Source organism: Paenibacillus sp. NRS-1781 (assembly GCF_050467745.1).
In the GTDB taxonomy this organism is placed as follows: Bacteria; Bacillota; Bacilli; order Paenibacillales; family Paenibacillaceae; genus Paenibacillus; species Paenibacillus terrae_A.
In genome coordinates this window covers 17,350-42,639 of record NZ_JBITPI010000027.1, presented here as the reverse complement: position 1 = coordinate 42,639, position 25,290 = coordinate 17,350, and the positions used below count along the sequence as shown (strand labels likewise).

The window sequence follows — 25,290 nt, the reverse complement described above, 5'->3', positions numbered from 1 at the left end:
TTTATTCCCCATTCCCATCCTTCGGTTCAGGCATTTTCTCCACCAGGTAGGTCCAGTTTTCTTTTTGTGTAACCATTCCTTCCTTCATCAGCTTGCCCATGGCACGCTTGAAGGCGGATTTACTGATACCAAACCGTTGCTTAATAATATCCGGCGGCGTTGCGTCGGAATAAGGCATACCGCCACCCGGGCGCTCCTTCAGAAAGGCAATGAGCCGATCCGCATCCTCATCACGGCCCACTTCCTTGCGCGGCGACATCGCCAAATTCACCCGACCATCTTCACGAACCAGCGTGACCCGTACCTTAACCTCTTCACCCAAGCGAAGCATCCGGTTACGTTCGGAGGAATGGATCATGCCAATCGCGCCAAAACCAAGCACGCCCCCGTCAACCAGAACAAATGTCCCCATCTGAAGCGGCTTGTACACCGTTGCCTGCACCCACGTATTGAGCCATGAATCAGGTGCATGGAAGGACAATGGAGCCAACTCCTGCTCACCCGCCAGCTTAGCACGTAGCCTGCCCTGCTTATCATGTTCCATGATAGCATAGACGTAGTCGCCCACCTGAGGGTGCAAATCCCGGTTCTCAGGCAACTCGCGAATCGGCAGCAGCAATTGACGACCCAATCCCATTTCCAAAAAACAACCCAAACGCGGATGCACATCCGCCACCTGAAGCTTTGCCAGTTCGCCCAGCGAGAGGAATGGCTTTTTCATGGTAGCGGCCAAACGGTCCTCTGTATCGTGAAAAATAAATACTTCCAGCCGTTCTCCAACCTCAACCTCACGTGTCAGCTCCGTATAATGCAACAGTACATCCTGATCGCCGACTGTGAGAAAGTAGCCGAATGGGGATACCTCACGATCTACCATAATCGTGACATAAGTACCAGCAATCAGATTCATACCTTCTCCACAACCTTAGCGTCCGACCAAAGTCTTTCAATGTTATAATATTCACGCTCGTCGCGATGGAATACATGCACTACGACATCTCCCAAGTCCATCAGAACCCAGCGACCGGAATCCATTCCTTCGATCCCTTTGATTGTTGTACCTTCATCATGAGCGCGTTTGCGAATTTCCGTCACAATCGCCTGTACCTGAGTATCCGAATTACCGTGGCAGATTACAAAATAATCTGCTACAAGAGATACGCCCCGCAAGTCAAGGGCTACAATATTCATGGCCTTCTTATCTTCAGCGGCCTCAACCGTAATTTGCATTAATTTCTCATTAGTTATGGTCATTCATGAACCTCCGATTTTCTCTGTTTTAGTTGTTGGATCAGATCATTTCGCGACAGTACCGTCAGCGGAAAAATAACCTTTTGCTTCTCCAGCAGCAGTGAAATCGTGGAATCAAATCCAGCGACAAGACCCTGCTCCAAACTTTTTTTCGCCTGTTTGCGGATATGATCTACCTCAGGGAAATCTCGTCCCGGCTCGATATAATCCGCGAGACACACGACTTTGTCCAGCAAACTCATGCCCACACGGCCTGAGGTATGCCAGCGAATGGCATTCCGTATTTCAGAGTCTTCCACCCCATAGTCTCTCGCTGCAACGCAATATCCTACCTCAGAATGCCACAGTTGCTTGTCATGCTGCAAAAGCCCTTGGTCACATTCGGGATGACTGCGAATCACTTCCTCCATCTGCTGAACGGACCAATATTTCGCTACATCATGCAAAATAGCCGCTAATTCGGCCTTATCCGGGTCCGCGCCATACCGCTTGGCAAGCTCCACGGAGGTATGCATGACACCCAGTGTGTGCTTCCAGCGTTTTTCAGGCATTTGACCGGATACAGCCTCCATCAATTGCTCACGGCTGTACTTCATACAAACCGCCCCTTGTAATGTAGTCATGCACACGATCAGGCACAAGATAGCGAATGGTGCGCCCTTCCGCAACACGTTCCCGAATATCCGTCGAAGAAATATCCACCACCGGCATATCCGCCAGCAGCACCTTGTTCTGCAAATAATGCGGTAGTTCATTCAGCGCAAGCTGGAAACCGGGACGCCGGACACCGATAAAACAAATCCGCTGTGCCAGCTCCTCAATCCCCTGCCAATGGGGTAAGTAATTCACCATATCTGCGCCGATAATAAAATAAAAATCTACAGCAGGATGCAGCTCCTGAAGCTCTGTGATCGTGTCAATAGTATAAGATACCCCACCTCGAAGCACCTCAATATCCAACACTCCAAAAGCAGGATGGCCTGCCACCGCTTCACTCGTCATCTCCAGCCGCTCTATGCCGCTCGCCCCCGCCTGGTGCTTGTGCGGAGGGATATGGGAAGGCATGAACCATACATGGTCCAGCGCATAGGCATCCCTTGCCGCTTCTCCAGCCAGCAGATGTCCAATATGAATCGGGTCAAATGTACCGCCCATAATACCGATTTTCATAGTCTTCTCCCCGCGTGTTTATCTTCTAGGCAGCTCGATTTGCTTGTTATCACGGGATTCCTTGTACAAAATAATCGTGCTCCCGATGAGCTGTACAAGCTCGGAACCTGTTTCCGTAGCCAGTTCTTCCGCAATTTCATGCTTGTCATCCAGACAGTTGTTCAAAATCTGCACCTTCATCAGCTCGCGCTTTTCAATCGCATCGTTAATGTGACGCATAAGATGCTCATTCGTACCGTTTTTCCCTACTTGAAAAACCGGGTCCAGATGATGCGCCATCGAGCGCAGATACCTTTTTTGTTTACCTGTTAACATGTATACTTAACTCCTTCATAACCACATATGCCATGCGGAAATTCCATAATTTTAGTGTGAAATCCGACTTACGACAGGCTTCTCAGCACAGCCGCTCTCATTTCATCTACAGCAGGGGCTACGCCCATAAAATACTCAAAAGCCACTGCTCCCTGATACACGAACATACCCAAGCCTCCGTGTACAGTGCAGCCGCGCTGTTCACGGCTTTCGCGCAAAAATCTCGTTTCCAGCGGGTTGTAGATCAAGTCACTCACAATGATTCCTGCTGGAATCAGACTCGTTTTCAGCGGAAGCTCATCGGATAGAGGAGACATTCCTACCGAGGTCGTATTGATCAGCACATCCACCGATGCAAGCACGCTCTCCGCTTCATCGTTAGAATAGCCCGTCACAGGGATTGCTTCCGTCGTCCACTCCAATGCCAGCTGCTCGGCCTTATCGCGTGTCCGATTCAGAATAATGACCGATTCCGGTTGTTCCTCCAGTAACGCATGAATCACACCTCTGGCTGCACCTCCGGCTCCGAGGACCGCAATTCTTGTGCCTTTCAGCTTGACCGAAGTCTCTTCTTTGAGGGAACGCACGTAACCGATCCCGTCCGTATTGTAACCCTTAAGACGTCCGTTGTCGTTCACAATCGTGTTGACAGCACCGATGAGTCTGGCTCCTTCATCAATCTCATCCAAATATTTCATAACTTCAACCTTATGGGGAATCGTCACATTGACTCCGCGGAAATGCAAAGCCCGAATCCCCTTCATGGCGTCCTCCAGCTGATCAGGCTTGACGTGAAGAGGAACAAAATCTCCCGCTATCCCCGCTGCCTTTAAAGCTACTTTATGCATGAGAGGCGATTTGGAGTGCTTGATCGGATCACCCAATACGCCCAATAATACAAGACCTTGTTCGGTCACTCCAGACTCCCCGCTGCTCATCGTCGTTCTCCCCCATGTTGCAAAATATTAGGCTGCACAAATACATGAACGGCGGCAGGAACCTGAATCTGTTCCTTGCCGCCCGATCACATGGTTCAACATTCGTTAAATCAACGAAGGCCGTAGAAGGACACGGATTCCCCGAGGAGCATGAACCGCTACCAAAGCCCCGTTTTCACTATTGACCCTGATCCATCCCAGACCGGAGATATAAATATCCGATTGAGATTTACGAGGAACGCGGAACTCATGTCTTGTCCATTCCGGCATATCTGCCAACTGATCACGTGTCGGCGGTGACAACAGTTCTCCGGCATGATCTTCGAACAGTTGATCCGCCCGCTCCAGCTTGGTGCGATGAATTTTAAGACCACCGTTGATGTAGCAGGTGAACGATTGATGTTGACCTTCTACAAAATCAAACCGAGCCATCCCACCGAAAAACAAGGTTTGTCCGGGGTCCAACTGATAAGCAGCTGGTTTCAGCGGCTTGTCCGGCATAATGGCGCTCAAATCCTGCCGGGACACGATTTCACTGAACCGCCAAGGGTACACAATACCCGGTGTATCAATAATATGCTTACCGTCGTCGAGCGGAATATTCACCATATCCAGCGTCGTTCCCGGGTAACGGGATGTTGTTAACTCCTGCTCCATATCGCTATGATCACGGATCAAGCGGTTAATGAGCGTGGATTTACCAACATTTGTTGCACCGACTACATACACATCCCGATTGCCGCGCAACTCGGACACCACATCCAGCAGACGATCAAAGCCTTGATTTTTTTTGGCCGAGCACAGAACGATATCAGCCGTGCGAAGTCCTTGCTCCTTAGCCTGTTTTTGTACCCAATTCAGGACCTTGTTCCAGTTCGTTACCTTAGGCAACAAATCCGTCTTGTTCACAGCCAGTACAACCGGATTAGAGCCTACAAAACGTTGTAAGCTGGAAATCAGACTACCTTCAAAGTCAAAAATATCCACAATGTGGATGACGAGCGCGTCCTTATCCCCAATCTGGCTAAGCAGTTTCAGGAACTCATCCTGATCCACGGCTACCGAAGACGTTTCATTATAGTTTTTAATCCGAAAACAGCGCTGGCAAATGACAGGCTCTCGTGTAAGCAGTTTTTCCAGAATATATCCCGGCAGCTCCGGGCTGGTGGTCTGCATCGTTATACCGCAGCCACTACATTTGACGGCAGTTCCGCCGTCAGGTCTTTCAGTCATTCTTCTTTTCCTCCTCAAGCCATAAGCCTTTCTTACGTAACCTTGTGAGCGCGATTCGCTCCAGCCGCCGATTAAAGCGGGTCATGATTCCTTCATCATGGATGGATATTGGCAGCACCAGCACCGTGTGCAATCCCAGTCGGTTGCCACCCAATACATCTGTCAACATTTGGTCCCCGACCATAATAGTCTCTTCCGGAGTAAGTCCCATCATACGGATGGCTCTGCGAAAAGACGAGTTGGAAGGCTTCCGTGCAGCATGTATAAATTCAATGTCCAAAGGCGTAGCGAACACGGATACACGTCCCATATTATTGTTGGACACGATGACAAGCTTAAAACCCGCCTGTTTGACCTTCTCAAACCAGGCCACCAGCTCGGGAGTCGCATTCGGCGCTTTTGCACCAACCAGCGTATTATCCAAATCCGTAATAATGCCGCGATATCCTTGAGCATACAAGCCTTCAAGATCAATATCAAAGACGGTATTCACCCGTAATTTGGGCATCAGCATTTCAAACAACGTCGGTCACCTCAGTTTCATACGACAAACTATACCATATTAATATGGGTTAGTAAAAAGCTATCCGCAACAAACGGACAGCTTTTTACAAAGCATATGAAGAAGATTATAAATCGGCAGCATTCGAGCCGAATAAAAATGGTTTAGCCCTTTCGTTCAGTTTGTCGTCTGGACTAACCCTTCTTATGCAACAGGGCCGCTTGCTGGCGGACCTTGCGCCAATCCTCGGCAGTTACCGAGGAAGGACTGTAGCGCGCTTGTTCAAACAGCTCCAGCAGCAGATGCAGAATTGAAGCGCGTTCCGGTGATTCAACTGACCATCTGCCGACCGATTCCCTCAGCGTCTCGTGGCTAGTACGTGCAAACCCCTTACTCCGCATGTACCGTAGCCAGCGCTCGGTTTCGACGATCACCTTTTCCTCCGGGGTCAATGGCTTTCCTTTACGCAGACGAAGCAGATAAAAATGAATATCTGCCCGATTACGCCATACGATATAAGCGCCCCACAGTACGATAACAGCCACTGCCGCCGCTATGATTACCGGATGAATCTTCGTGCCTTCCTCTGAATTGACCTGCGCTGTCTGCGCAGACTGTTCCGGCTCAGGCTGATCTTTCACTTCTGGAGTATCAGGCGTTTTCGAATCCTCCTGCTCCGTAAGCAACGGCATATCAAAGCCCGGTGTGGCTTCTACAGGAACCCAGCCGTATTCACCCAGATACACTTCGGCCCAGGAATGAGCATCCGCGTTGGTAACGGAATAGGAAGACATATTTTCGTTACCATCGCTGGTCGTAGCATCATCCGAAAATGTTTGCTGACCAGGTGCATATCCTTTGACCCACCGTGCCGGAACACCAACGGAGCGGGCCATCATAACCAGCGAAGTGGAATAATAATCGCAATAGCCTTCCCTAATCTCGAACAGAAAAGCATCCACAAAATCCTTGCTTCTTTTGCGGGAAAGATCCGGGTTGTTCGTATATGCATAATTTCGCTGTAAATATTGCTGTAGCAGTCCGACCTTTTCATAAGGCGTCTTGGCTGATGATGTTACATTTTGAGCCAAATCACGCACTCGCTTCGGCAGCTCATTCGGGATTTGCAAATAGACTGCCTGCTTGTTCTTTCCATACAGCTCATTAAACGTTTTCTTGCGCAGCTCTTTCTCCGGGATTACAGGTACATGCGACAACAGAGTATATGTTTTCGGATAGGCAGTTCTTCTGGAGGATGGACTCCAAAGCAGTTCTGCCTGTTCCGGTTTCCAACGCAATCCATCTGCCCGCGAGTCTCTGTCCACCGATTGAACACGATGTACCGAATACGCGCCGAACAAAACCGGATAGCTCTGATCATTTTGCATTGTAATGGTCTGAACGACCTGCTCGGTCGAATGCCGTGTTTCTTGTGTATTTTCCAGCTCTGCCGTCATTGGCACATCGTTCAGCGTTTGGTCATCGTTGTCTGCATCACTCCAGCCCGTACCGGAATACGTTCGCTTCGTCTCGCCTCGCCAGTAGCTTCGCTGGTTGGTCGTGATCGTCATCACCGGAGAATAATCAAAATTAAATCCCCCGCCCAACAGATTGTCCTGCCTACTATAGCCCGATGCCGTACTCATCCGCTGATTCATAGCCCCGGCTCCATTGTTAATACCAACGGTAGATGAGCTATTTCGCTGGGTCCATGCTGTATAAGGATCAGTTAAGGTCGGCTCTATCTCCGGCATATTCACGCCAGCCATAATAATCAAAGCAAAAATGACCGCAATATTGGCTGCAATTTTGTACGGGTAACGGCGAATGTGCTTCCAGCCTTGAGGATAGTGCTGCCGAAAAAACTGTAAATGCTGAGTCACCAGCCAACCCATACCCGCAAAGACCATCCATGCGACTTCTTCCCACAGCACGGTTGGTGTGAACGAGTCAAGTACTGCCAGCGCGGCAATATTAATACCCACAAAAACCAGAATGCGCTGCTTCGTCGTAACGATGAGTGGTAACATCTCAATAACAAGCCAAGCGATCAGTGAAAACCAGATATACGGAGACATATTCGATATAAATTGATCCAGACGGTTTGCAAAACCCCCGAAAGGAATAATAATCGAGTAGGACACGAGCGTCCGGTACAAAATAAAAAATAACGTCGCCGCTTTGACGATAAATTCAATCCAAGGCCGAAGCGGCAGCAAAATTTTCACCAGGGCCAGCATCGTAACCGTCGCCAATACAAGTGTTCTTGTCTCTTCAAGCCACAGCACTGAAGCAAAGGACACCCATTGCATGGCAATAATAATAATCCATAAAAATGTAAAAGCCGCAGCCCAGAAGCCCTTCAGAGATTGTAGCCAGTTCTTCATAGCGTCCCTCCCCCCATTACAGCTGGAAGCTCTTCAAGACTCGGAACATGATAACCCTGAATGCCTCTTGTACGAAGCATGCCCATCCATTCTTCTGCCTGTCCCTCACTTGAGCCTTCTCCGATATAGATGTGGCTCGGGGTCATCCCCCGTGTATCAGCCCAACGGAGAAGCTCCAACGCCTGATGATCCTTTAACGGACTAATCAGCACAAAATAGCAGCCTTGTGGAAATTGCCGAACACCGCTTTCTACAGCGGCCATAAGACTGCCTTGGGAGGTAGTGTGTATATCTACCAAATGATGCATCATTCGTTGCCGTTCCATCATCTGCTCACTGGGCTGAAAAACAGTACCTGTTTCCCCTGCCGTACAAAGACCTACTCCCATCCGCTCCCGTCCTCCATACTCCAGCAATGAAGCAATTGAGGATATGGCCAGTTCAAACTGATCGGCATTTACATAATGCTTCGTGTGTATGTCCAGTACAAGCATCGTTTTCGGAACCGTCTCATGCTCAAATTCCTTGGATTTCCAGCTGCCTGTACGTGCGGTCGCATTCCAATGGATACGTGAAAAACGGTCCCCATATACATAATCCCGCACTCCGTTAATTTGTGTCGTTTCGCGGCGTGTTCGAGTCTGGACGGTCTGTGGCCCGGACATCCGCGAGCGACGGTCATTTAACTGCCAATAGGGAATGAATACTGTGCGGGGCAGTACCCGAAATTCACCAGGTGCGTTTAACATGCCTTTATGCTCCAACAAGCCGAAGATATCCTCGCTCACACACTCCGTTTGTGCGAAATAATAGCTTCCCCGCTCCAACGCAGGAGTCTGGAAGGCAAGCTGTCCGCTTCCTTTCATGCTGGGGACAACACTGTCCTCAAATGACCAGGATTCGCCTGTATGACGCTTGAGCACCTCGCGAACAATAATATATGGCAGTGGAAGAAAGCCTGGAAGGCTCAAGCTCAGCTTTACATGCACCTGATCTCCCGCATGCAGTAGATCCCCGAACTCTGAGCCTTGCGAAAGCTGCCTGGAACCCCGAACACGGCGTACCCCGCTCAACCCGACAATCCATAAATAAATGCCTAACAACGTAACCATCGACAATAGCATCACTGACGTCTTTCCACCCTGAAACAACAGATATAGCAGACATACCACCCATATGGCCATCAGAAGCCAGATGCGGCCTGACAGCCGAAGGAGCCTGCGCTTCCTTTTGACTTTCTTCATTCCCTACGGACGCTCCATTCGCACGGGTACGTTCACCTGCCGAAGGACAGCCTGAAGGACAGACTGGGCGTTGGAGCTGTCAATTCGCGCCTCGGGACGAAGCAGTAAACGATGCGCCAGCACATAAGGTGCCAATATTTTCACATCATCAGGGAGAACGTAATCCCGATTTTCCAGAAAAGCGTACGCCTTGGTGGCCATCACAAAAGCAAGCGCCGCCCGCGGACTGGCTCCCAGCAGTACTGATGGGTGCTCTCTGGTCGCACGTACGATATCAAGTAAATAGGACGTAACTGCCTCGTCCATGTACATTTTTCTGATTTCCTGCTGGATTGCGGCTATCTGTTCCATATGCGCTACCGGCTCCAGTCGATCTGCCGGCTGCCCCTCCTGATGACGAAGCAGCATGTGCCGCTCAGTCTCCATATCAGGATAGCCGACACTGATTTTGAGCATAAAACGATCAAGCTGCGCTTCCGGCAGCATATAAGTCCCTTCAAAATCAATCGGATTTTGCGTAGCACACAGCATAAAAGGATGAGGCAGCATATGCGTTTCTCCATCCACGGTTACACTGCGCTCCTCCATCACTTCCAGCAAAGCCGATTGGGTTTTCGTCGTGGCCCGGTTAATTTCGTCTGCCAATAAAATATGGGTCATTACAGGACCTGGACGAAAATAAAAGCGCTCATCCCGTGGATGAAATATGGAAACCCCTGTAATATCACTGGGGAGAATATCAGGATTACATTGAACACGGCGGTAATCACCGCGCATGGATTTGGCAAGAGCCTTGATCATTTGCGTTTTTCCCGTACCCGGAACGTCCTCGATCAGAATGTGCCCACCCGCCAGCATAGTCGTTAGCAGTAATTTTATTTCAAAGGATTTACCTAATATGCATGATTCCAAATTAGCTCGGATTGCAGATACAATCTGCACAGATTCTTGACGCACGGGCATAGCCTGTAAACCTCCTAGATAGCAACATGTTTCCTATTATTGTACATGAAGGAGGGCATAGAGTACACTTGAGTCCTTGTCCAGATGTTCGAGCCAGTGCTACAGTTTGGCAACATTTTGTATGCAGGCACATAAAAAGCCCTCCGGTCATTCAGATCGGAAGGGCTGATTTTTTATGCTTGTTCAAATGTATGTTTTAATCTGTAATGTGTTGCTTTTATGTGGTTATCCTTTGGGGCGCACGACCAAGGCCGCCAAAAAGGAAAAAATAATCGCCGAGGAAATCCCTGCACTTGTCAGACTAAAAATCCCTGTAATGACACCAAGCCATCCATCCTTTTCCAGTTCGGTCAATGCGCCGTGTACCAGTGAGTTTCCAAAACTTGTAATTGGAATGGTCGCACCCGCGCCTGCAAATTTGATTAGCGGATCATATATGCCGACAGCATCCGCAATCGCACCTGCCACCACCAACGTGCTCATCGTATGTGCCGGGGTCATTTTAATGACATCCATCATCAACTGACCCACGACGCAAATGGCACCGCCGACTAAAAAAGCCCATAGATATATCATATTGATCCTCCCGCTTCCAAAGCTACTGCATGCGCAATACAAGGAATACTTTCCCCTTGTTGTGTCGACAAAGGAGACAACAAGGCCCCGGTCGCCACGACCAGTACCTTCTGAAGTTCTCCCTTTTCGAGCCGTTTTAACAAATGCCCGTAGGTTACAACAGCCGAGCATCCGGCACCACTGCCGCCTGCAATGACTTGCTTTTGCTTGTTCAGGTCGTAAATAAGTAAACCGCAATCGTTAAATTCCGTCTGACTCACATCAATATTTTGCTTTTTTAGCAGCTCCTTGGTAATCGGCAAGCCTACTGAGGCCAAATCCCCCGTTACAATGAGGTCATAATAGCCAGGGTCCCGGCCTGTATCCCGAAAATGGGACAACAAGGTATCTGCCGCCGCCGGAGCCATCGCCCCGCCCATGTTAAACGGGTCTTTAATGCCCATATCCGTGACACGTCCAATGGTAGCGCAATCCACCACCGTACCTGTTTTGGCATGTCCCACCACTACGGTGCCTGAGCCGGTGACAGTATACTGGGCCGTTGGCGGCTTCTGTGCTCCGTATTCCGTAGGATATCGGAACTGCTTTTCCACAGTACAGTTATGGCTGGTCGTACCCGCCATCACATAGTCGCCCGCCTCTGAATCCACAATAAGCGCAGCTAATGCCAGACTTTCCATCGACGTAGAGCAGGCCCCGAAAATACCCAAATAAGGAATCGCGAGCTTACGTGCCGAAAAGGAGCTACTGATAATCTGGTTCATCAAATCGCCACTGATAAAAAACTGTACTTCCTCTTTGTTCAAATTGGCATTGATTAACGCCAGCTCAGTAGAGTGCTCGAACAATCTGCGTTCCGCTTTTTCCCATGTTTTTTCGTTAATTTCGAGATTGTCATAAATGTAGTCAAAATCCGTGGACAACGGCCCCTCTCCTTCATCCGGGCCAACAACAGTTGCACTTCCAACGATACGCGGTCTGGATTCAAACTTCCAGGTTTGTCCTCCCTGTCTTCTCATAAATGGTTGCCCCCTACTCCAAGAAAGGCGTAGATGACGCCCACAACGAATGCGGCAACAACCCCGAATACGATAACCGACCCTGCCAGCTTGAACATATTTGCGCCTACACCGAGCACCAGCCCCTCAGAACGATGCTCCAGTGCAGCCGAACACATCGAGTTGGCAAAGCCTGTAATCGGTACAGCGGTTCCTGCTCCCGCCCATTGGGCAAACTTGTCGTACACCCCAAAGCAGGTCAATATGACTGCCAGCAGGATCATCATGGATGAGGTCGGCGGTGCCGCCTCCTTGGCCGAAATGTGCATCCCTGCCATGAAGGCTTCCTGAATGGCCTGACCAATCACACAGATGCCGCCTCCAACCAGAAAAGCCCGCACACAGTTGGCAAAAACCTTTCTGGAAGGTTCGTGCTTTTTGGACATACTTTGATAGTCCTTCTCATTTATGGACAGCGGCGGCGTATTGGTACGAAAACCGCTTTGCCCTGATTTAGCTGGCATCATTCACCACCCCTTGTTCGTAAGTTCCGCACTTGGCGGTTCGGATTTATTGTGTCCTTATCATTATTAGCTTTATGGGGAATTGTTATGTCAGGAAAATGATATCGTGGACATTCCGTACAAATCCATTCATACTGAATGGATGACGACCACTGGTTAATTAATAAGGAGTGAGGTATAACATCATGGAATCAAAAACATTAGAACTGTTTAAAACCTTAACGGAGTTTCCATCCATTCCCGGGCATGAGCGAGAGCTGCGGGCATGGGTTAAAGAACGGATATCCGGCTATACGGACGAAATCGTGCAAGATCGTTTAGGTAGCCTTTTCGGCGTGCTGCGCGGTGAAGAGAACGGCCCGCGTGTTATGGTCGCGGGCCATCTGGATGAAGTCGGATTTATCGTCAATGGCATTACGGAAAATGGTATGATCCGCTTTCAGCCCGTTGGAGGCTGGTGGAGTCAGGCCATCATGTCACAACGTCTTCAGGTGCTGACTCCGAATGGGCCGATTATGGGTGTCGTTGGCTCAGTATCGCCCCATTTGCTGGATGAATCACAACGTAGCAAGCCCATGGACATTAAGCATATGTATTTGGATATCGGCGTGGACAGCCGTCAGGAGGCGCAAGAGCTGGGTATCGTGCCGGGAACAGCCATTGCACCGATTTGTGATTTTACTCCACTGGCGAATCCGAAAAAAATCATGGCTAAAGCGTGGGATAACCGCTATGGTGTAGGCTTGGCTATTGAACTGCTTGAAGCGTTACATAAGGAAAAGGACAAACTGCCTAATACGCTGTATGCGGGAGCTACCGTTCAGGAGGAAGTAGGATTGCGCGGCGCACGCACGGCAGCCAACCTGATTCAACCGGACGTTTTCTTTGCACTGGATTGCAGTGCGGCCAACGATATGGGTGGTGATCCGAACGCTTACGGGCATTTGGGTAAAGGCGCGCTGCTGCGGGTATTTGATCCGGGTATGATTACACATCGCGGGATTGTGGAATACGTGCAGGATATGGCAGAAACGCACAAGATCAAGTATCAATATTTCATCTCCACAGGTGGGACCGATGCAGGTCAGGTCCATTTAAGCGGAATTGGAGTGCCCTCCACCGTCATTGGCATTTGCGGACGATACATCCACACTTCCTCGTCTATTATTCACACCGACGATTACGATGCAGCCAAAGAACTGATCATCAAGCTGGTACAAAACCTGGATCGTACGACACTGAATACGATTATTGAGAGAGCTTAAGGTATTCTCAGAAAAGTACAATCTATTAAAAACAGTCAAAACACGTTATACATGTTTTGACTGTTTTTTTGATTTAATAGAGCTACAACATAGAGCGCTTCATATCAAATGCTTATAGCGAAGTAAAGCGATAATAACAAGTGCAGCGGTCAAGGCAATGCAGATATTCTCTACCTGCGTCCCTTTGCGTGTTCCAGTACTCATCAGCCTAAATCGCAGCTTCCATTTGAACGGTGGCAAAGGTTTAATCCCGTTATTCGTCAAGGAATCTGCCAACAAATGCAGCAGATACGCCAAACCACCAGCCAGCCATATGCTGTCACCGTGCAGACGAGTTGTACCGCACAGCAACGCAGCCCATGCAACTGTTCCGTACACCGTATGCGTCAATCCCCGGTGTGGGACAAGCGTACAGATAATCAGCAGGCAGCCGGCAATGTAATTCCATGGCGCATATGCTTCCCCATACCAGGCTAAGCCAACCCCAATCAAAAAGATAATAACCTTTCGCATCGATCGTGAAGGCATAAAGGAAGCGCTGATCATCAGTAAAGCCAGAACAAGATTCCACGGCGGCGGAGCCAGACCGGTGAAAAATACCCACCCCGCAGCCCCAATCATCAGGAGCTGCACGAGTCTGAGCATTTTGGTAGGCAACGCACGACTCACGAGCATGGAGTTAGGCTCGTCAATATCCGGCAGCAGTGAACCGACTACAGCGGCAGCCACCGCAGCCGGAGTCACTTCATATCCGTTCAAGGCTAATACCGACAGGGAGACCCCGGTTCCAATAATCAAATGGGCTCTTCCCATCATGGTGCATAACATCCTTTCGTTGCAGCATACAACAAAGTTCGACATCACTCTATTTGAATCAGCATGATTCGATTGTATACGACAAACAAAAGGAGAACAATAGTTCGCTTATTCTATTAAGGGATATCGTCCAAAAGTCCCAGTTAAAAATCCTGCCTTAGAGTATTTTTTGGAACAGTGAGATCACTTCGTCTTTGGTTGGCTGAAACGGATTACCGGGCGCACACGCATCCTTCATCGCATTGTCGGCTAACAGATTCAGGTCCGGGTCCGTTACTCCCAACTCAGACAAGCGTTTCGGGATTCCGACCTCCTGTGCCAACCCTCGGATGGCATCCACGACAAATTCAGCACACTCCTCATCCGTTCGCCCTCTGACCGAGAATCCAATCGCTTGAGCGATAGGTCTGAATTTACGAGGAACATGCTTCGCATTGGCCTCCTGTACATAGGGCAGTAGCATCGCATTACACACCCCATGGGGAAGATCGTACACACCTCCAAGCTGATGAGCCATCGCATGCACATATCCCAACCCCGCATTGTTGAAAGCCATCCCTCCCAGAAAAACAGCATACACAAGCTTTTCCCGAGCCTCAATATTTTGACCGTTCTCCACAGCATCAGGCAAATAACGGAATATCAGCTCGACAGCAGCCAAGGCAGTGGCATCGGTGACCGGATAAGCTCCCGGGGTAACCAGCGCCTCAATCGCATGAGTAAGCGCATCCATACCTGTCGCAGCAGTTAATTCGGCTGGCTTACCCATCATTAATTCGGGGTCATTTACAGAGATGGAAGCGAGACTGTTTTTATCAACCATGACCATTTTGACCTTACGCTTCTCATCCGTAATGACATAGTTAATGGTGACCTCGCTGGAGGTACCCGCCGTTGTATTCACTGCCACAATAGGAACGGACGGTCGTTTGGATTTGTGAACGCCTTCATATTCTGAAATATGTCCTCCATTGGTGACAATGATGCCAATGGCTTTGGCCGCATCCTGAGGCGACCCGCCACCTACCGAGACGAGAACATCACATCCGTTATCCTGAAACACCTTGACTCCTTCGTGAACATTGTCACAGGTAGGGTTAGGTTGCACACCCTCATACACGATATATGGAATTCCATGTTGCTCCAAAACAGCAATAACCCGGTCGGTAATCCCATTTCGACGCAGCCATTTATCCGTCACGATAAGCGCTTTCATAAATCCTTTCTCTTGCAACATCGGTCCCAAATCTCTAAGACATCCAATCCCCATCAAATTCACTGGCGGTACATAAAAGATGTTCCTCCCCATACGTAAACCCCTCCTCTGTGTTAATCGTTCTCCAGTCATCTCTGCTCTCTGTTATCATGCATCTTCCTGATACTACCATCAGATCGAGCGGACATCTGCGATAAAAAGCACAGTTCAGCAATTACCATAAAAACACGCAATAAGGCCTAGAAGCATGTTGACAAAATTTTGAAATATTTTCTTTTTGCCTCAAAATCCTATTGTACTATTTGAAATATTATGTAATATAGTGTTTATATTTACTATATGAATCTATTAAAAGAACAAGGAGGAAATAATTATGCAAAAGAGTTCAGCAATTCGCAAATTCAAAACGGTTGGTCTGGCATCATTGCTAAGTCTTGTTTTGTTCGCTCTCCCCGCTTCCGCTGCTTGGAATGATACATACACGGGGTATGCCACTTATACCGGATCTGGCTACTCAGGAGGAGCACTGCTGCTTGATCCAATCGCTTCCGATGCAAAAATTACGGCTCTTAACCTCACACAACTGAATTATAACGGAATCAAAGCCGCATTGGCAGGAGCATATCTGGAAGTCCAAGGCCCCAAAGGGAAAACAACCGTCTATGTAACCGATCTTTATCCTGAAGGTCCAAGTGGTGCGCTTGACCTGTCCCCGAATGCTTTTAACCAAATTGGCAACCCAATTGACGGAAAAATCAATATCTCATGGAAAGTCGTCAAAGCTCCAGTTACTGGAAACGTCTCCTACCGCATTAAAGAAGGCAGCAGCCGGTGGTGGGCAGCTATTCAGGTACGCAATCATAAATATCCTGTCTTGAAGCTGGAAGTCCAACAGAACGGACAGTGGCTCAATCTCGAAAAACAGGACTACAACCACTTTCTAGGTACTAACTTAGGGAACCAGCCTCTTAAAATCCGGATTACAGACATTCGCGGTGTGGTGCTGAACGATAACCTCTCGGCTCTAGCAGAAAATGGAACGGGCGATGCCTATATTGTCAAAGGTAACGTGCAATTCCCTGACTGATTGTAGTATCTTCTCACAGCTTGAGTCCTGTCAGGCACAAATGGGCGCTTCCTACCCATGTGCTGTCCAATTCGTGACAGGCTTTATGTAATCCCAGGCTGGGAACCGGCGCAAGCGATTTTGCGTGTCGGGTTCCTGGCCTTTTTACGAAAAAGTCATTATTTTTCATAAAAAAATTAGTTTGTTCACTGTCCTGTTCACAAGAAGGCACGTATAATGAATACATATTAGGGTGTATTTTGGCTATATACACATAGACAGGAGGCCTGCCCACATGAGCAATTTCAAAAAGCATCACAGGCTTCACAGCAAATTGATGATCAGTATCACGTTATGTATTACGCTGACGTTGCTGATATCTACCACGGTGTATTATTTTTATTATATTCGGGTGGAGAAGGAGCAAGCATTCGAAGCCAATCATAGCAGTCTGGCACTGAGAAGCAGAGAGGTCATTAACATGACATCTATCTCCCAATCGTTGGCCTTCCAAATGTACCGTAGCAGCACCCTGTCCAAGTTGTTGTATTATCCTAAACCCAATGTATATGATGTAACCGCTGCCATGTCTGAGTTGAGCAATTATCTCAATTCTATGCCGTACATTGAATCCATCTATGTGTATAATCCGCAAAGCGCCAACTTCTACATTGCTTCCTCACGGGGGCAAAACGGGTTATATAGCAAAAGTGAACTGGTTGACACGGATATTATACGCGTACTGGATCATTATGAGGATTATAAGCCATTTACACCTATTCCACGCACCTATCCTTTGCTATCTGCGTCAGACTCCGTGGCCGGAGCAGATCAAGCCAGCACAGACATCGCCGCCTATACGTATTTATGCTACGACGCAATCAACTCGAACGAAGCGATGAATTCGGCTGTGATCGTCAATGTATCTGCGACTTGGATGAACAAGGAAATGGCGACGAATCCGGCATCAGGCGGAACGGCTTATATTTTGGACGATCAAGGCAGACTTTTATCCGGCGCGACACTGGCAGACGAACCATTGAATGAAAAAGAACAGCTATGGCTGCACACCCGAGTCAAAAAACAGGAAACAGGATATTTTGTAGAAGATTTTCACAGTAAAAGATCACTCATTTCTTATACCTCCCAGGACGGATTGGGTTGGCAGTATATTAGTGTCACTCCGTATGAAAGCGTTATCAAAATGGCGAGTGTGATCCGTAATGCGATGCTGTTCATTGCCGCCGTCATTGCATTGGCAGGGTTCGTGGCCTCCTGGCTGCTGTCCAGAATGCTGTATACCCCCATTGGGCAGATCGTTGTCCATATGAATTCACTCGAATCAGAGAAACGAAACAGCATGTATACGATCCGGCAAAACATTTTACAGAATATTATTCGGGGGGTTCAATTGCTTCCTGCCAGAGAGAAACCGGAGCGGTTGCTTGAACTTGGTATTAAATTCCATTTCGATAAAGACTATCGGCTGGTGCTGCTGCGTATAGATGAATATGCCCGGTGGCAAAGCGAACGCGGTCCTGACCTGCTGCCCTATAAGTTTGCCATGATGAATATTGCTTCTGAAATATGCGGGCAGACGTACCAGGTGGAAGCCGTGGATATCGACGAAGACAGCGTCCTCTTGCTGCTCAACATTCTTGATCCTGCGGAGCATACGGATACCGTGCTGCTGGAAACCTTATTGCGCCAAATACGTGAAGCTTGCTTTGAATACTTGAAGTTAAGTGTATCTCTGACCTATAGTGCCGTCGCAAGCCAGCCGGAACGGCTGCATTTGTTGTACCGTCAGGTACAGGAAGCGTCCATGCACCGATTTTTTCAAGGGCACGGCTGTATTATTGATGCGCAGAACACAATGGACTCAAATATTCAAAATGCCTACGTATATCCGTCGGATAAGGAGAAAAAATTGCTTGACACGCTGTTATCTGGTCATACGGAGGAAGCTCATGGCATGTTCAAGGACTTGCTGATGCATATGGAAAAATATTCGTTTTCCGTCGTGCAGGTGGCCATATCCCGGCTGATGATGAGTGTGAATCATGCCATTCAGCATATGAGTGAGCGTAATGGATTTGCTGCCGAATCTATACCTGAATTGCCATCCGCAGATCAGTTGGAGACAGTCAAGGAGCTTATCGAGCAATATCAATTGGTCTTTGATCATGTCCGCTCCAACCTATTGGAAAAACGAAACACGAAACAAGAGCGGCTAGTACGGCAAATGAATGAGCGAATAGAGCAAGCCTATGCTGATCCGAATTTTTGCCTCAACCAGATCGCTGGAGAGCTGGATATGTCACCGATCTATGTCAGCAGACTATACAAGCAACAAACCATGTCTACCATCGTAGATGTGATTCAACAGCTACGCATTCGCAAAGCCTGCGAGCTGCTGGAGCAAACCGACTGGTCGGTAGCTGACGTGGCAGAACAAACCGGATTTGCGAGCAGCTCTTATTTTCACCGCATGTTCAAGCGTAGTCTGGGTGTGACGCCCACAGATTTTCGTCGTTCTAAAGCTAATGCGCAGTAAGGTAGACTGACATTAAAAAAGCAAGCCTCCAACTTCCTGGAGACTTGCTTTTTCTTTTTATCCCAATTGTCTAAAATCTCTTTGCCTGCCCAATTACTTAATACCCTTGTCCTTCACGTAGGCTTCCCATTGCTTGGTATATTCCGTCTGGATTTTCTCCAGGCCAGCCTGGTTTGCCTTTTGCAAGAAGGTCTGTAGTCCTTGATCCATATTATCAATCAGTCCAGCTTGGAGCGGATACAGATATTGCTTCTCAACCTGCTCCAAAGCCGCTTTTTCGGCTTGATAGATCGTATAATCCTCTGCAAAGCCGGTAAACACGTCAGGCTTCTGGATTTTATCGAGCTCAGCAAAAATCTTCTTCACCCGGTCAAAGCCTGAATCAAACAGCATGTATTCCGGGTTACGCCAAGCCCAGCTATTCATACCTTCCCGTGAAAAGCCGTTCGTGCTGCTGGTACCTATCATTTGATAGTAACCGTCTTTGACTTCATAGTTTTTGCCTTCAATTCCGTATTGCGTGAGCAGGTTATAACGTTTGTCTGTGACAAGCTTTTCATAAAAGGCTAATGCGCGTGCAGGGTTAGGACTGCTTTTCGGAATCGCAAAGCCGTTATGAATCGGATGAACTGGAGTTGCAAACCCCGTTGTCAGCGGGAATGGATAGTAATCCAGCTTCCAGTCCGGGTGAGAAGCTTTGAGCTTAATGACCATGTCATTAAATCGGGTTGGATTGTCACCGAAAATACTCGCTGCTTTACCGGAAGTCACCTGATCCTGAAGCGTATCCTTTACATTCAGTACGTTTTTAGGAATAAATCCTTTGTCGGCCCAGCGTTTGTATATGCTCAGTTCTTCTTTTTGCTCATCTGAACCCCAATATTTATAAACCTCTGTTGGTTTATCATATTTAATACCGATGCCATAAGGCAAAGCCCCTATACTCTTGGTTACCAATTCGGAATAGCGGTCATGCAGGTTCCCTTTAATATCGCTGTTCAGAGAGACCGGTTTCATATTAGGCTCATGCTGACGGATACCATCCATATAAGCCTCATAGCTCTTTATATCCGTAGGTTTGGGCAGGTTGTACTTCTCGCGCAAATCCTCACGCCATACAAATCCATTGGTTACATACTCCTTGTATGTGCCAGGCACGGTGTAGATTTTGCCTCCAATTTTAACGCCATCCCACATCTCCTGAGGCACAAATTTTTGCAAGGCAGGTGCGGCCTTCGGCAGCAGATCATCAAGCGGCAGGAATGCACCTTTCTTGGCATACGCCTGATACTGCGTCCAATCTGCAGTGAAGATCAGGTCAATCGGCTGGCCTGAAGAGAGCAGCAGCTTATACTTCTGATCCCAGTCCGTCCACGTCGTATAGTTGAATTTGACGGTGGCATTCAAATCCTTCTCCGCCAATTTATTAATTTCTGCTTCAACGGCAGGCAGATCCTTAGGAGCATCACCCAGCATATAAAATTGCAGCTGTACCTTCTGGGATTTGTCATCCGTTCCATCTGATTTTTGTGCGCTGTTTCCGCCACCGCCTCCACACCCGGCTAATAGCGCCATGATGACCATAACTGCAATCAGGATGGACATGCGTTGCTTTCTTTTCTTTGTAAATGTCATGTGAATCCTCCTTTTGAAGTGGTTGCTGGTTTAAAGCCATCTATCTTTTAAAAGCCTGGAGAGTGGACGAAAATCATTCGCCTGTACTCAGCCGCGCCTTTAAAATTTGTAGGAAACGAACGTTACTAGCCCCTTAAATAAAACGCTTACAAAATATGCTTTCAGAATGGCATAACGTCAGCACGTCATGCCATCTTAGCTGATGAATGCCTACTTTAGCCTTTAACAGCACCAATGGTCAAGCCCTTGACGAAATAACGCTGAATGAACGGGTACAGCAGTAAAATCGGCCCGGTGACCACGATTGCCATTGCCATTTTGGTCGATTCGGTCGGCATATCGTTGGAGAGTGAAACGCCGGTACCTGCCCCCATTTGCGCGATAAATTGCATCGAGTTGATTACATTATACAGATAATATTGCAGCTGGTATTTATGTGGATCATTAATAAAGAGTGAAGACGAGAACCAGTCATTCCAGTATGCCAAGGCCAGAAACAAGCCCACGGTGGCAATGCCCGGCGTAGACAAAGGCAGCACAATCCGATAGTAGATTTTAAAATCACCCGCACCGTCCATTTTGGCAGACTCAAACAGCTCTTCCGGCATGGACGAACGAATGAAGTTTTTCATCAAAATGATCAGGAACGGAGTCATCAGCCCCGGGAAAATAAGCACCGTATACGTGTCGAGCAGTCCTAAATACTTCGTCAGCATAATATACCAGGGTACCAATCCGCCCCCGAACAACGTTGTAAAGTAAATATAGAACGAGAATGCGTTCCGGTATTTAAAATCTTTACGCGCCAGCACATATCCCGCCATCGTCATCAGGAACAGGCCCAGTGCCGTACCTACTACGGTTGTAAAAATGGTCACCCCATACGCCCTTAGTACCTCTTCAGGAAAGGTGAACACCGTCCGGTATCCTTCCAGCGAAAATTCCTGTGGAATAAAATGATATCCATCTCTGATAATCGACTCGTTACTGGTCAATGATGCCGAAATAATAAGTAGAAATGGTAGCAAACAAGCAATAGAAGCAATAATGATTATCACATAAGAAAGAGATTGAAAAATTCGGGTGTATACATCCTCTTTGATCGCCATCCGTTTAGGTCCTCCTTTCTAGAACAGAGCATATTCATCGTTCAGCTTGCGGATAATATAGTTCACAGTCATGATCAGTATAAAGCCGAACAAGGACTGGTACACGCCTGCCGCCGAAGCCATACCAACATCAAAGGTTACTTTCAGTGAACGGTACACATACGTGTCCAAAATATCCGTCGTATTGTACAGCACCCCATTGTTGCCAATTAATTGATAGAAGAGATCGAACTGTCCCTTCATAATACTGCCGAGCGCGAACAGCAGCAGCACAACGAACGTCGATTTGAGCATAGGCACGGTAATGTACCAGATCCGTTGAAAAATGTTGGCTCCGTCCATTTTGGCCGCCTCATAATACTCGTCGCTAATGCCTGTAATAGCCGCCAAATAAATCACCATACTGTAGCCGAGATTTTTCCACAGGTAGAACAGGATAATCAGGAAAATCCATACCCACGGCTTGTTGTATACATCCACACGTTCACCGCCGATTTGCAGCAGCAGCGTATTCAGAAAGCCGTTATCATAATTAAATATGTTATACACGATAACACTTAGAATAACGAAAGAAACAAAATAAGGCAGGAACATCACAGATTGAGCGATCTTTTTAAAGTAACGCCCCCGCAGCTCGTTCAGCAAAATCGCGAGAACAATCGCTAACACATTGCCAAATAAAATAAATGCTGCGTTGTATCCGACCGTATTCAATGTCAGTTTGGTCAGCGTGCCAGATTGCCATAGAAATTGAAAATTCTGAAGTCCGACAAACTTGGCATCGAACAAGCTGGTATTGAAGTCAAACTGGGTAAATGCATAATAGATCCCCACCATAGGAATGTAAGAGTTAATGAAGAAAAAGATCAAGGTTGGCAGCAACATTAAAAATAATATCCGATTACGGAGCAGTTCATGGAAAAATCCATTTTTCCTGCCGCTCGCCAGCCTCCTCCCGTTCAGGCGGGAATCTGTCGTGAGCATAGCAGAACTCTTAGGCACAGGCTGATTCAATGTGAGTCACTCCCCATCTGTATACGTTACCAACAGCATGTTTTGCAGTACCGCCGTCGTATGACCTTATATTATGTAAGCGCATTCAAAATGAAAAGTGAAGCCTTGCGTACTTCATGAACAAAGGAGTGTCCTCAAGAGTGAACAATTCGGATATTTGTGAAGTATTGTGAGATCTAAGGCGCCTGGTAGACGCCCAAACCCCACTTATAAAGCATAATTAACCGTTTGAGGTTGCCCTTCACTATCATGTAGCTCGAAGCACAGTTCACCGTCATTTTTCTTCTGACTGATAAACTTGATGCCATCTTCCCTGAACCGTTTGACATTTTGAAGCAGGATCAAGCTTGCTGTACTACTCTCTTTCTACGATTCACCAAATAAATGCTAAGCCCGATTAATACCAGACCGATCAGCAAGAAGGCCGTAATCGCTTCGTGCAGCACCAAAGAGCTGACAAACACCGAAATAACAGGCACCAAAAACGTATAAGACGCGACTTTGCTCGCATCCCCCGAGTTCACCAGTGTGAAATACAGCAGCCAAGACAGCGAAATGCCCAACACGATACCGAACACCAGCCCGGACACATAAGGAACATTCCATACGATGTCTGACCAGCTTTCCGTCACCGTTCCGGCTCCTGTCAACACGATGCCTCCCAGCGTACATTGAAATGCGACCAGCCACAGCGAATCCACGCGCTGGTTTACCTTTTTCACATAGACGGTACCCAATGCCCAGCTCACGGCTGTAATAATAGCGATAACTACACCTGCCACAGCCACATGTCCCGAAAACCCTCCAACACTTACAGCCGCGACACCCAGAAATCCGATGACCAATCCAGTCACCTTAAGCCCGGACATCGCTTCACCCAGCCACATCCATGCAAAAATGCCGACCAATACAGGCTGGAGATACACCAGCACAGAAAACAGGCCGGACGGTACGTACATCAGCCCTACCGTTTGCAGACCATAAAACAGTACCACGTTAAAAATACTCGAAATAGCATAGACCCGCCAGTTCTCTTTCCAACGGATACGTTTCCATCTCGGCAGTAAAATCGCTCCTAACAGCAGACCTCCCAGCAACGTGCGCAACCCTGCAAACAAAAGTGGAGGTGTAAACTGCAACGCTACTTTATAGATGGGCCAAGATATGCCCCACAATACAACCAACAGCGCGATCATCATGATCCGCTTGGCTGTCGTTAACTCTCCCATGCTGCTTTCGCTCCTCTATGAAAAAATGACTAGACCTTATATTTTACTCCTATAGGACAACTTTATCAAACAAAAAATATGCATTGGAAAGCACAACTCCAGACAGAGGAATCCTGTCATTTGCCTGTGTTACAATATACCAAACCCAAAAGTAAAATAGAGATTAAAGGATAGGAGGATGTCTGCACTTGATTTATAGCATCAAATTTTTATACAGCTTCGTGCTGCCTCCCGGTTTGTTTCTCCTCGTGATGACAGGGCTTGTGATCTGGCTGTGGAAGCGTGCACGTAAGCCTGCTGTCATTCTACTCGTTGTCACACTGCTGCTGTATGGTTCCTCTACCCATTGGGCCGGAGATTTGCTAATCAGCAGTCTGGAAAAACAGTATCCACAGCCTTGTACCGTTCAAGGCGATGTCATCGTTGTGCTTGGCGGCGGAGCTACAGAGGGAACACCCGACATCAACGGACAAGGTAATCTGCTGGGTTCAGCGGCCAATCGGCTGCTCACTGCGGCACGGTTGCACGAAGCAACGGGCTTACCTATTCTGTTTTCTGGTGGACAGGTATTTGGCGACAGTGGCAACGAAGCGAATATTGCCCAAAGACAGCTTCTGGGGCTTGGTATTCCGGCAAAGGATATTCTGATCGAAAACCGTTCCCTGAACACGCAGCAAAATGCCGTGTATACGTCCCAAATTTTAAAGCAGCATCAGTTCACCAAACCCATTTTGGTGACCTCTGCCTTCCATATGCCACGTGCGGCGCTGGAATTTCAGCGTGCAGGCATGCAGGCTGTACCTTATCCGACGGACTATCTGGCAAGTGAAAACCTTTCACTATATGCCGCCAAGCTCTCCCCGTCTGCCGGAGCCATGGCTACTACTGGAACAGCTCTCAAGGAGTATCTGGGGATCCTTGCTTTGAAGCTTAAATAACCCGTGGTATGTATTTAGCGTATGTGTACACACCACAAACAAGCGCCCTCGCGCCCGTAGGTATAAACCTGTAAGCCGCCAAGGCGCTTGATTTTACCATGAATCCAAAGAAAATAAAATTGTAGACTGAGAAAATAAAGTATTAGACTGTCGTGGCCTCATTAAGCTCCCTCAATATGATTTAGTTTTCTCACTCAGGCTCATGAATTCGCAGGATTTCACCCTTAGCTAAGTGTGAGGTAAGTTTAATTAGGAGAAAAGAATGGGCTGAAGCCGTTCTCAACAAGCACTATGTAGGAAATGCTTATAGTATCGAACCATTGTTAACTCAAATTGAAGTAAGC

24 protein-coding genes are annotated in these 25,290 nt (G+C 47.9%); 4 read left to right on the top strand and 20 right to left on the bottom strand.

All coding sequences use genetic code 11. The annotated features are described in order from the left end of the window. Position 1: 1 nt before the first annotated feature. The 14 genes from ACIFO6_RS11415 to spoVAC all read right to left on the bottom strand — a co-directional run bounded on the left by ACIFO6_RS11415 (position 2) and on the right by spoVAC (position 12,101). Positions 2–910 (bottom strand): CvfB family protein, encoded by a 909-nt coding sequence (locus ACIFO6_RS11415; protein ID WP_430040791.1) that lies wholly within the window; start codon positions 908–910, stop codon positions 2–4. Next, on the bottom strand, positions 907–1,254 hold the full coding sequence (gene rsfS, locus ACIFO6_RS11410) for a ribosome silencing factor (protein WP_025682016.1): 348 nt from the start codon (positions 1,252–1,254) through the stop codon (positions 907–909). Before rsfS ends, ACIFO6_RS11415 begins: the two co-directional genes overlap by 4 nt. Then, positions 1,251–1,847 (bottom strand): bis(5'-nucleosyl)-tetraphosphatase (symmetrical) YqeK, encoded by a 597-nt coding sequence (gene yqeK / locus ACIFO6_RS11405; protein ID WP_430040790.1) that lies wholly within the window; start codon positions 1,845–1,847, stop codon positions 1,251–1,253. Before yqeK ends, rsfS begins: the two co-directional genes overlap by 4 nt. Beyond that, positions 1,831–2,421 (bottom strand): nicotinate-nucleotide adenylyltransferase, encoded by a 591-nt coding sequence (nadD, locus tag ACIFO6_RS11400; protein ID WP_430040789.1) that lies wholly within the window; start codon positions 2,419–2,421, stop codon positions 1,831–1,833. The genes yqeK and nadD overlap by 17 nt, the downstream gene beginning before the upstream one ends. An 18-nt stretch (positions 2,422–2,439) precedes the next feature. Next, the gene (gene yhbY, locus ACIFO6_RS11395; RefSeq protein ID WP_430040788.1) at positions 2,440–2,736 is read right to left on the bottom strand and encodes a ribosome assembly RNA-binding protein YhbY; all 297 of its coding nucleotides are present in this window, start codon (positions 2,734–2,736) and stop codon (positions 2,440–2,442) included. Positions 2,737–2,804: 68 nt separating this feature from the next. Beyond that, a complete protein-coding gene (gene aroE / locus ACIFO6_RS11390) occupies positions 2,805–3,674 on the bottom strand; it encodes a shikimate dehydrogenase (RefSeq protein ID WP_430040787.1) in 870 nt (289 codons plus the stop codon). Positions 3,675–3,779: 105 nt separating this feature from the next. Beyond that, positions 3,780–4,907, bottom strand: coding sequence for a ribosome biogenesis GTPase YqeH (gene yqeH / locus ACIFO6_RS11385; protein WP_044645130.1), 1,128 nt, complete (start codon positions 4,905–4,907; stop codon positions 3,780–3,782). Next, positions 4,900–5,430, bottom strand: coding sequence for a YqeG family HAD IIIA-type phosphatase (locus ACIFO6_RS11380; protein ID WP_044645131.1), 531 nt, complete (start codon positions 5,428–5,430; stop codon positions 4,900–4,902). The genes yqeH and ACIFO6_RS11380 overlap by 8 nt, the downstream gene beginning before the upstream one ends. A 173-nt stretch (positions 5,431–5,603) precedes the next feature. Then, on the bottom strand, positions 5,604–7,796 hold the full coding sequence (locus ACIFO6_RS11375) for a transglutaminase TgpA family protein (protein ID WP_430040786.1): 2,193 nt from the start codon (positions 7,794–7,796) through the stop codon (positions 5,604–5,606). Next, positions 7,793–9,040: a DUF58 domain-containing protein gene (locus ACIFO6_RS11370; protein ID WP_430040785.1), complete on the bottom strand. Its 1,248-nt coding sequence runs from the start codon at positions 9,038–9,040 to the stop codon at positions 7,793–7,795. The genes ACIFO6_RS11375 and ACIFO6_RS11370 overlap by 4 nt, the downstream gene beginning before the upstream one ends. 3 nt (positions 9,041–9,043) lie before the next feature. Beyond that, a complete protein-coding gene (locus tag ACIFO6_RS11365) occupies positions 9,044–10,003 on the bottom strand; it encodes an AAA family ATPase (protein ID WP_430040784.1) in 960 nt (319 codons plus the stop codon). A 225-nt stretch (positions 10,004–10,228) separates the two neighbouring features. After that, the gene (spoVAE, locus tag ACIFO6_RS11360) at positions 10,229–10,579 is read right to left on the bottom strand and encodes a stage V sporulation protein AE (RefSeq protein ID WP_430040783.1); all 351 of its coding nucleotides are present in this window, start codon (positions 10,577–10,579) and stop codon (positions 10,229–10,231) included. After that, on the bottom strand, positions 10,576–11,598 hold the full coding sequence (gene spoVAD, locus ACIFO6_RS11355; RefSeq protein WP_430040782.1) for a stage V sporulation protein AD: 1,023 nt from the start codon (positions 11,596–11,598) through the stop codon (positions 10,576–10,578). The genes spoVAE and spoVAD overlap by 4 nt, the downstream gene beginning before the upstream one ends. Next, positions 11,595–12,101 carry a stage V sporulation protein AC gene (gene spoVAC / locus ACIFO6_RS11350; protein WP_430040781.1) on the bottom strand — a complete coding sequence of 169 codons (507 nt, stop codon included), beginning with the start codon at positions 12,099–12,101 and terminating at the stop codon, positions 11,595–11,597. The genes spoVAD and spoVAC overlap by 4 nt, the downstream gene beginning before the upstream one ends. A 185-nt stretch (positions 12,102–12,286) precedes the next feature. On the opposite strand from spoVAC, the gene ACIFO6_RS11345 reads away from it, so the two are divergent. Further along, entirely contained in the window at positions 12,287–13,366 is a 1,080-nt protein-coding gene (locus ACIFO6_RS11345) for a M42 family metallopeptidase (RefSeq protein ID WP_430040780.1), read from the top strand. Positions 13,367–13,465: 99 nt separating this feature from the next. Here ACIFO6_RS11345 and ACIFO6_RS11340 read toward each other — a convergent pair whose 3' ends face one another. Together ACIFO6_RS11340 and ACIFO6_RS11335 are read right to left on the bottom strand one after the other, a co-directional pair. Further along, entirely contained in the window at positions 13,466–14,182 is a 717-nt protein-coding gene (locus ACIFO6_RS11340; protein ID WP_430040779.1) for a metal-dependent hydrolase, read from the bottom strand. 157 nt (positions 14,183–14,339) lie between these two features. Beyond that, on the bottom strand, positions 14,340–15,491 hold the full coding sequence (locus ACIFO6_RS11335; protein WP_430040778.1) for an iron-containing alcohol dehydrogenase: 1,152 nt from the start codon (positions 15,489–15,491) through the stop codon (positions 14,340–14,342). Positions 15,492–15,771: 280 nt separating this feature from the next. Between ACIFO6_RS11335 and ACIFO6_RS11330 the strand changes: the two genes are divergently transcribed. Then, positions 15,772–16,485 (top strand): expansin EXLX1 family cellulose-binding protein, encoded by a 714-nt coding sequence (locus ACIFO6_RS11330; RefSeq protein WP_430040777.1) that lies wholly within the window; start codon positions 15,772–15,774, stop codon positions 16,483–16,485. A 274-nt stretch (positions 16,486–16,759) separates the two neighbouring features. Continuing rightward, complete coding sequence (locus tag ACIFO6_RS11325) at positions 16,760–19,021, top strand: AraC family transcriptional regulator (protein ID WP_430040776.1); 2,262 nt, start codon at positions 16,760–16,762, stop codon at positions 19,019–19,021. Positions 19,022–19,114: 93 nt separating this feature from the next. Here ACIFO6_RS11325 and ACIFO6_RS11320 read toward each other — a convergent pair whose 3' ends face one another. From ACIFO6_RS11320 to ACIFO6_RS11305, 4 genes are all read right to left on the bottom strand, one after another. Further along, a complete protein-coding gene (locus ACIFO6_RS11320) occupies positions 19,115–20,656 on the bottom strand; it encodes an extracellular solute-binding protein (protein ID WP_430040775.1) in 1,542 nt (513 codons plus the stop codon). Positions 20,657–20,871: 215 nt separating this feature from the next. Continuing rightward, on the bottom strand, positions 20,872–21,765 hold the full coding sequence (locus tag ACIFO6_RS11315; RefSeq protein ID WP_430040774.1) for a carbohydrate ABC transporter permease: 894 nt from the start codon (positions 21,763–21,765) through the stop codon (positions 20,872–20,874). A gap of 18 nt (positions 21,766–21,783) precedes the next feature. Then, positions 21,784–22,779: an ABC transporter permease gene (locus ACIFO6_RS11310; protein ID WP_430040773.1), complete on the bottom strand. Its 996-nt coding sequence runs from the start codon at positions 22,777–22,779 to the stop codon at positions 21,784–21,786. Between the two features lie 341 nt (positions 22,780–23,120). Beyond that, positions 23,121–24,008 carry a DMT family transporter gene (locus ACIFO6_RS11305; RefSeq protein ID WP_430040772.1) on the bottom strand — a complete coding sequence of 296 codons (888 nt, stop codon included), beginning with the start codon at positions 24,006–24,008 and terminating at the stop codon, positions 23,121–23,123. Positions 24,009–24,196: 188 nt separating this feature from the next. Between ACIFO6_RS11305 and ACIFO6_RS11300 the strand changes: the two genes are divergently transcribed. After that, positions 24,197–24,946, top strand: coding sequence for a YdcF family protein (locus tag ACIFO6_RS11300; RefSeq protein WP_430040771.1), 750 nt, complete (start codon positions 24,197–24,199; stop codon positions 24,944–24,946). Positions 24,947–25,290 lie beyond the last annotated feature (344 nt).

What these genes read in the sequence shown, in the direction of transcription:
- ACIFO6_RS11415 (WP_430040791.1), bottom strand. Translation starts at nt 910, where the DNA reads ATGAATCTGATTGCTGGTACTTATGTCACGATTATGGTAGATCGTGAG.
- rsfS (WP_025682016.1), bottom strand. Translation starts at nt 1,254, where the DNA reads ATGACCATAACTAATGAGAAATTAATGCAAATTACGGTTGAGGCCGCT.
- yqeK (WP_430040790.1), bottom strand. Translation starts at nt 1,847, where the DNA reads ATGAAGTACAGCCGTGAGCAATTGATGGAGGCTGTATCCGGTCAAATG.
- nadD (WP_430040789.1), bottom strand. Translation starts at nt 2,421, where the DNA reads ATGAAAATCGGTATTATGGGCGGTACATTTGACCCGATTCATATTGGA.
- yhbY (WP_430040788.1), bottom strand. Translation starts at nt 2,736, where the DNA reads ATGTTAACAGGTAAACAAAAAAGGTATCTGCGCTCGATGGCGCATCAT.
- aroE (WP_430040787.1), bottom strand. Translation starts at nt 3,674, where the DNA reads ATGAGCAGCGGGGAGTCTGGAGTGACCGAACAAGGTCTTGTATTATTG.
- yqeH (WP_044645130.1), bottom strand. Translation starts at nt 4,907, where the DNA reads ATGACTGAAAGACCTGACGGCGGAACTGCCGTCAAATGTAGTGGCTGC.
- ACIFO6_RS11375 (WP_430040786.1), bottom strand. Translation starts at nt 7,796, where the DNA reads ATGAAGAACTGGCTACAATCTCTGAAGGGCTTCTGGGCTGCGGCTTTT.
- ACIFO6_RS11370 (WP_430040785.1), bottom strand. Translation starts at nt 9,040, where the DNA reads ATGAAGAAAGTCAAAAGGAAGCGCAGGCTCCTTCGGCTGTCAGGCCGC.
- ACIFO6_RS11365 (WP_430040784.1), bottom strand. Translation starts at nt 10,003, where the DNA reads ATGCCCGTGCGTCAAGAATCTGTGCAGATTGTATCTGCAATCCGAGCT.
- spoVAE (WP_430040783.1), bottom strand. Translation starts at nt 10,579, where the DNA reads ATGATATATCTATGGGCTTTTTTAGTCGGCGGTGCCATTTGCGTCGTG.
- spoVAD (WP_430040782.1), bottom strand. Translation starts at nt 11,598, where the DNA reads ATGAGAAGACAGGGAGGACAAACCTGGAAGTTTGAATCCAGACCGCGT.
- spoVAC (WP_430040781.1), bottom strand. Translation starts at nt 12,101, where the DNA reads ATGCCAGCTAAATCAGGGCAAAGCGGTTTTCGTACCAATACGCCGCCG.
- ACIFO6_RS11345 (WP_430040780.1), top strand. Translation starts at nt 12,287, where the DNA reads ATGGAATCAAAAACATTAGAACTGTTTAAAACCTTAACGGAGTTTCCA.
- ACIFO6_RS11340 (WP_430040779.1), bottom strand. Translation starts at nt 14,182, where the DNA reads ATGATGGGAAGAGCCCATTTGATTATTGGAACCGGGGTCTCCCTGTCG.
- ACIFO6_RS11335 (WP_430040778.1), bottom strand. Translation starts at nt 15,491, where the DNA reads ATGGGGAGGAACATCTTTTATGTACCGCCAGTGAATTTGATGGGGATT.
- ACIFO6_RS11330 (WP_430040777.1), top strand. Translation starts at nt 15,772, where the DNA reads ATGCAAAAGAGTTCAGCAATTCGCAAATTCAAAACGGTTGGTCTGGCA.
- ACIFO6_RS11325 (WP_430040776.1), top strand. Translation starts at nt 16,760, where the DNA reads ATGAGCAATTTCAAAAAGCATCACAGGCTTCACAGCAAATTGATGATC.
- ACIFO6_RS11320 (WP_430040775.1), bottom strand. Translation starts at nt 20,656, where the DNA reads ATGACATTTACAAAGAAAAGAAAGCAACGCATGTCCATCCTGATTGCA.
- ACIFO6_RS11315 (WP_430040774.1), bottom strand. Translation starts at nt 21,765, where the DNA reads ATGGCGATCAAAGAGGATGTATACACCCGAATTTTTCAATCTCTTTCT.
- ACIFO6_RS11305 (WP_430040772.1), bottom strand. Translation starts at nt 24,008, where the DNA reads ATGGGAGAGTTAACGACAGCCAAGCGGATCATGATGATCGCGCTGTTG.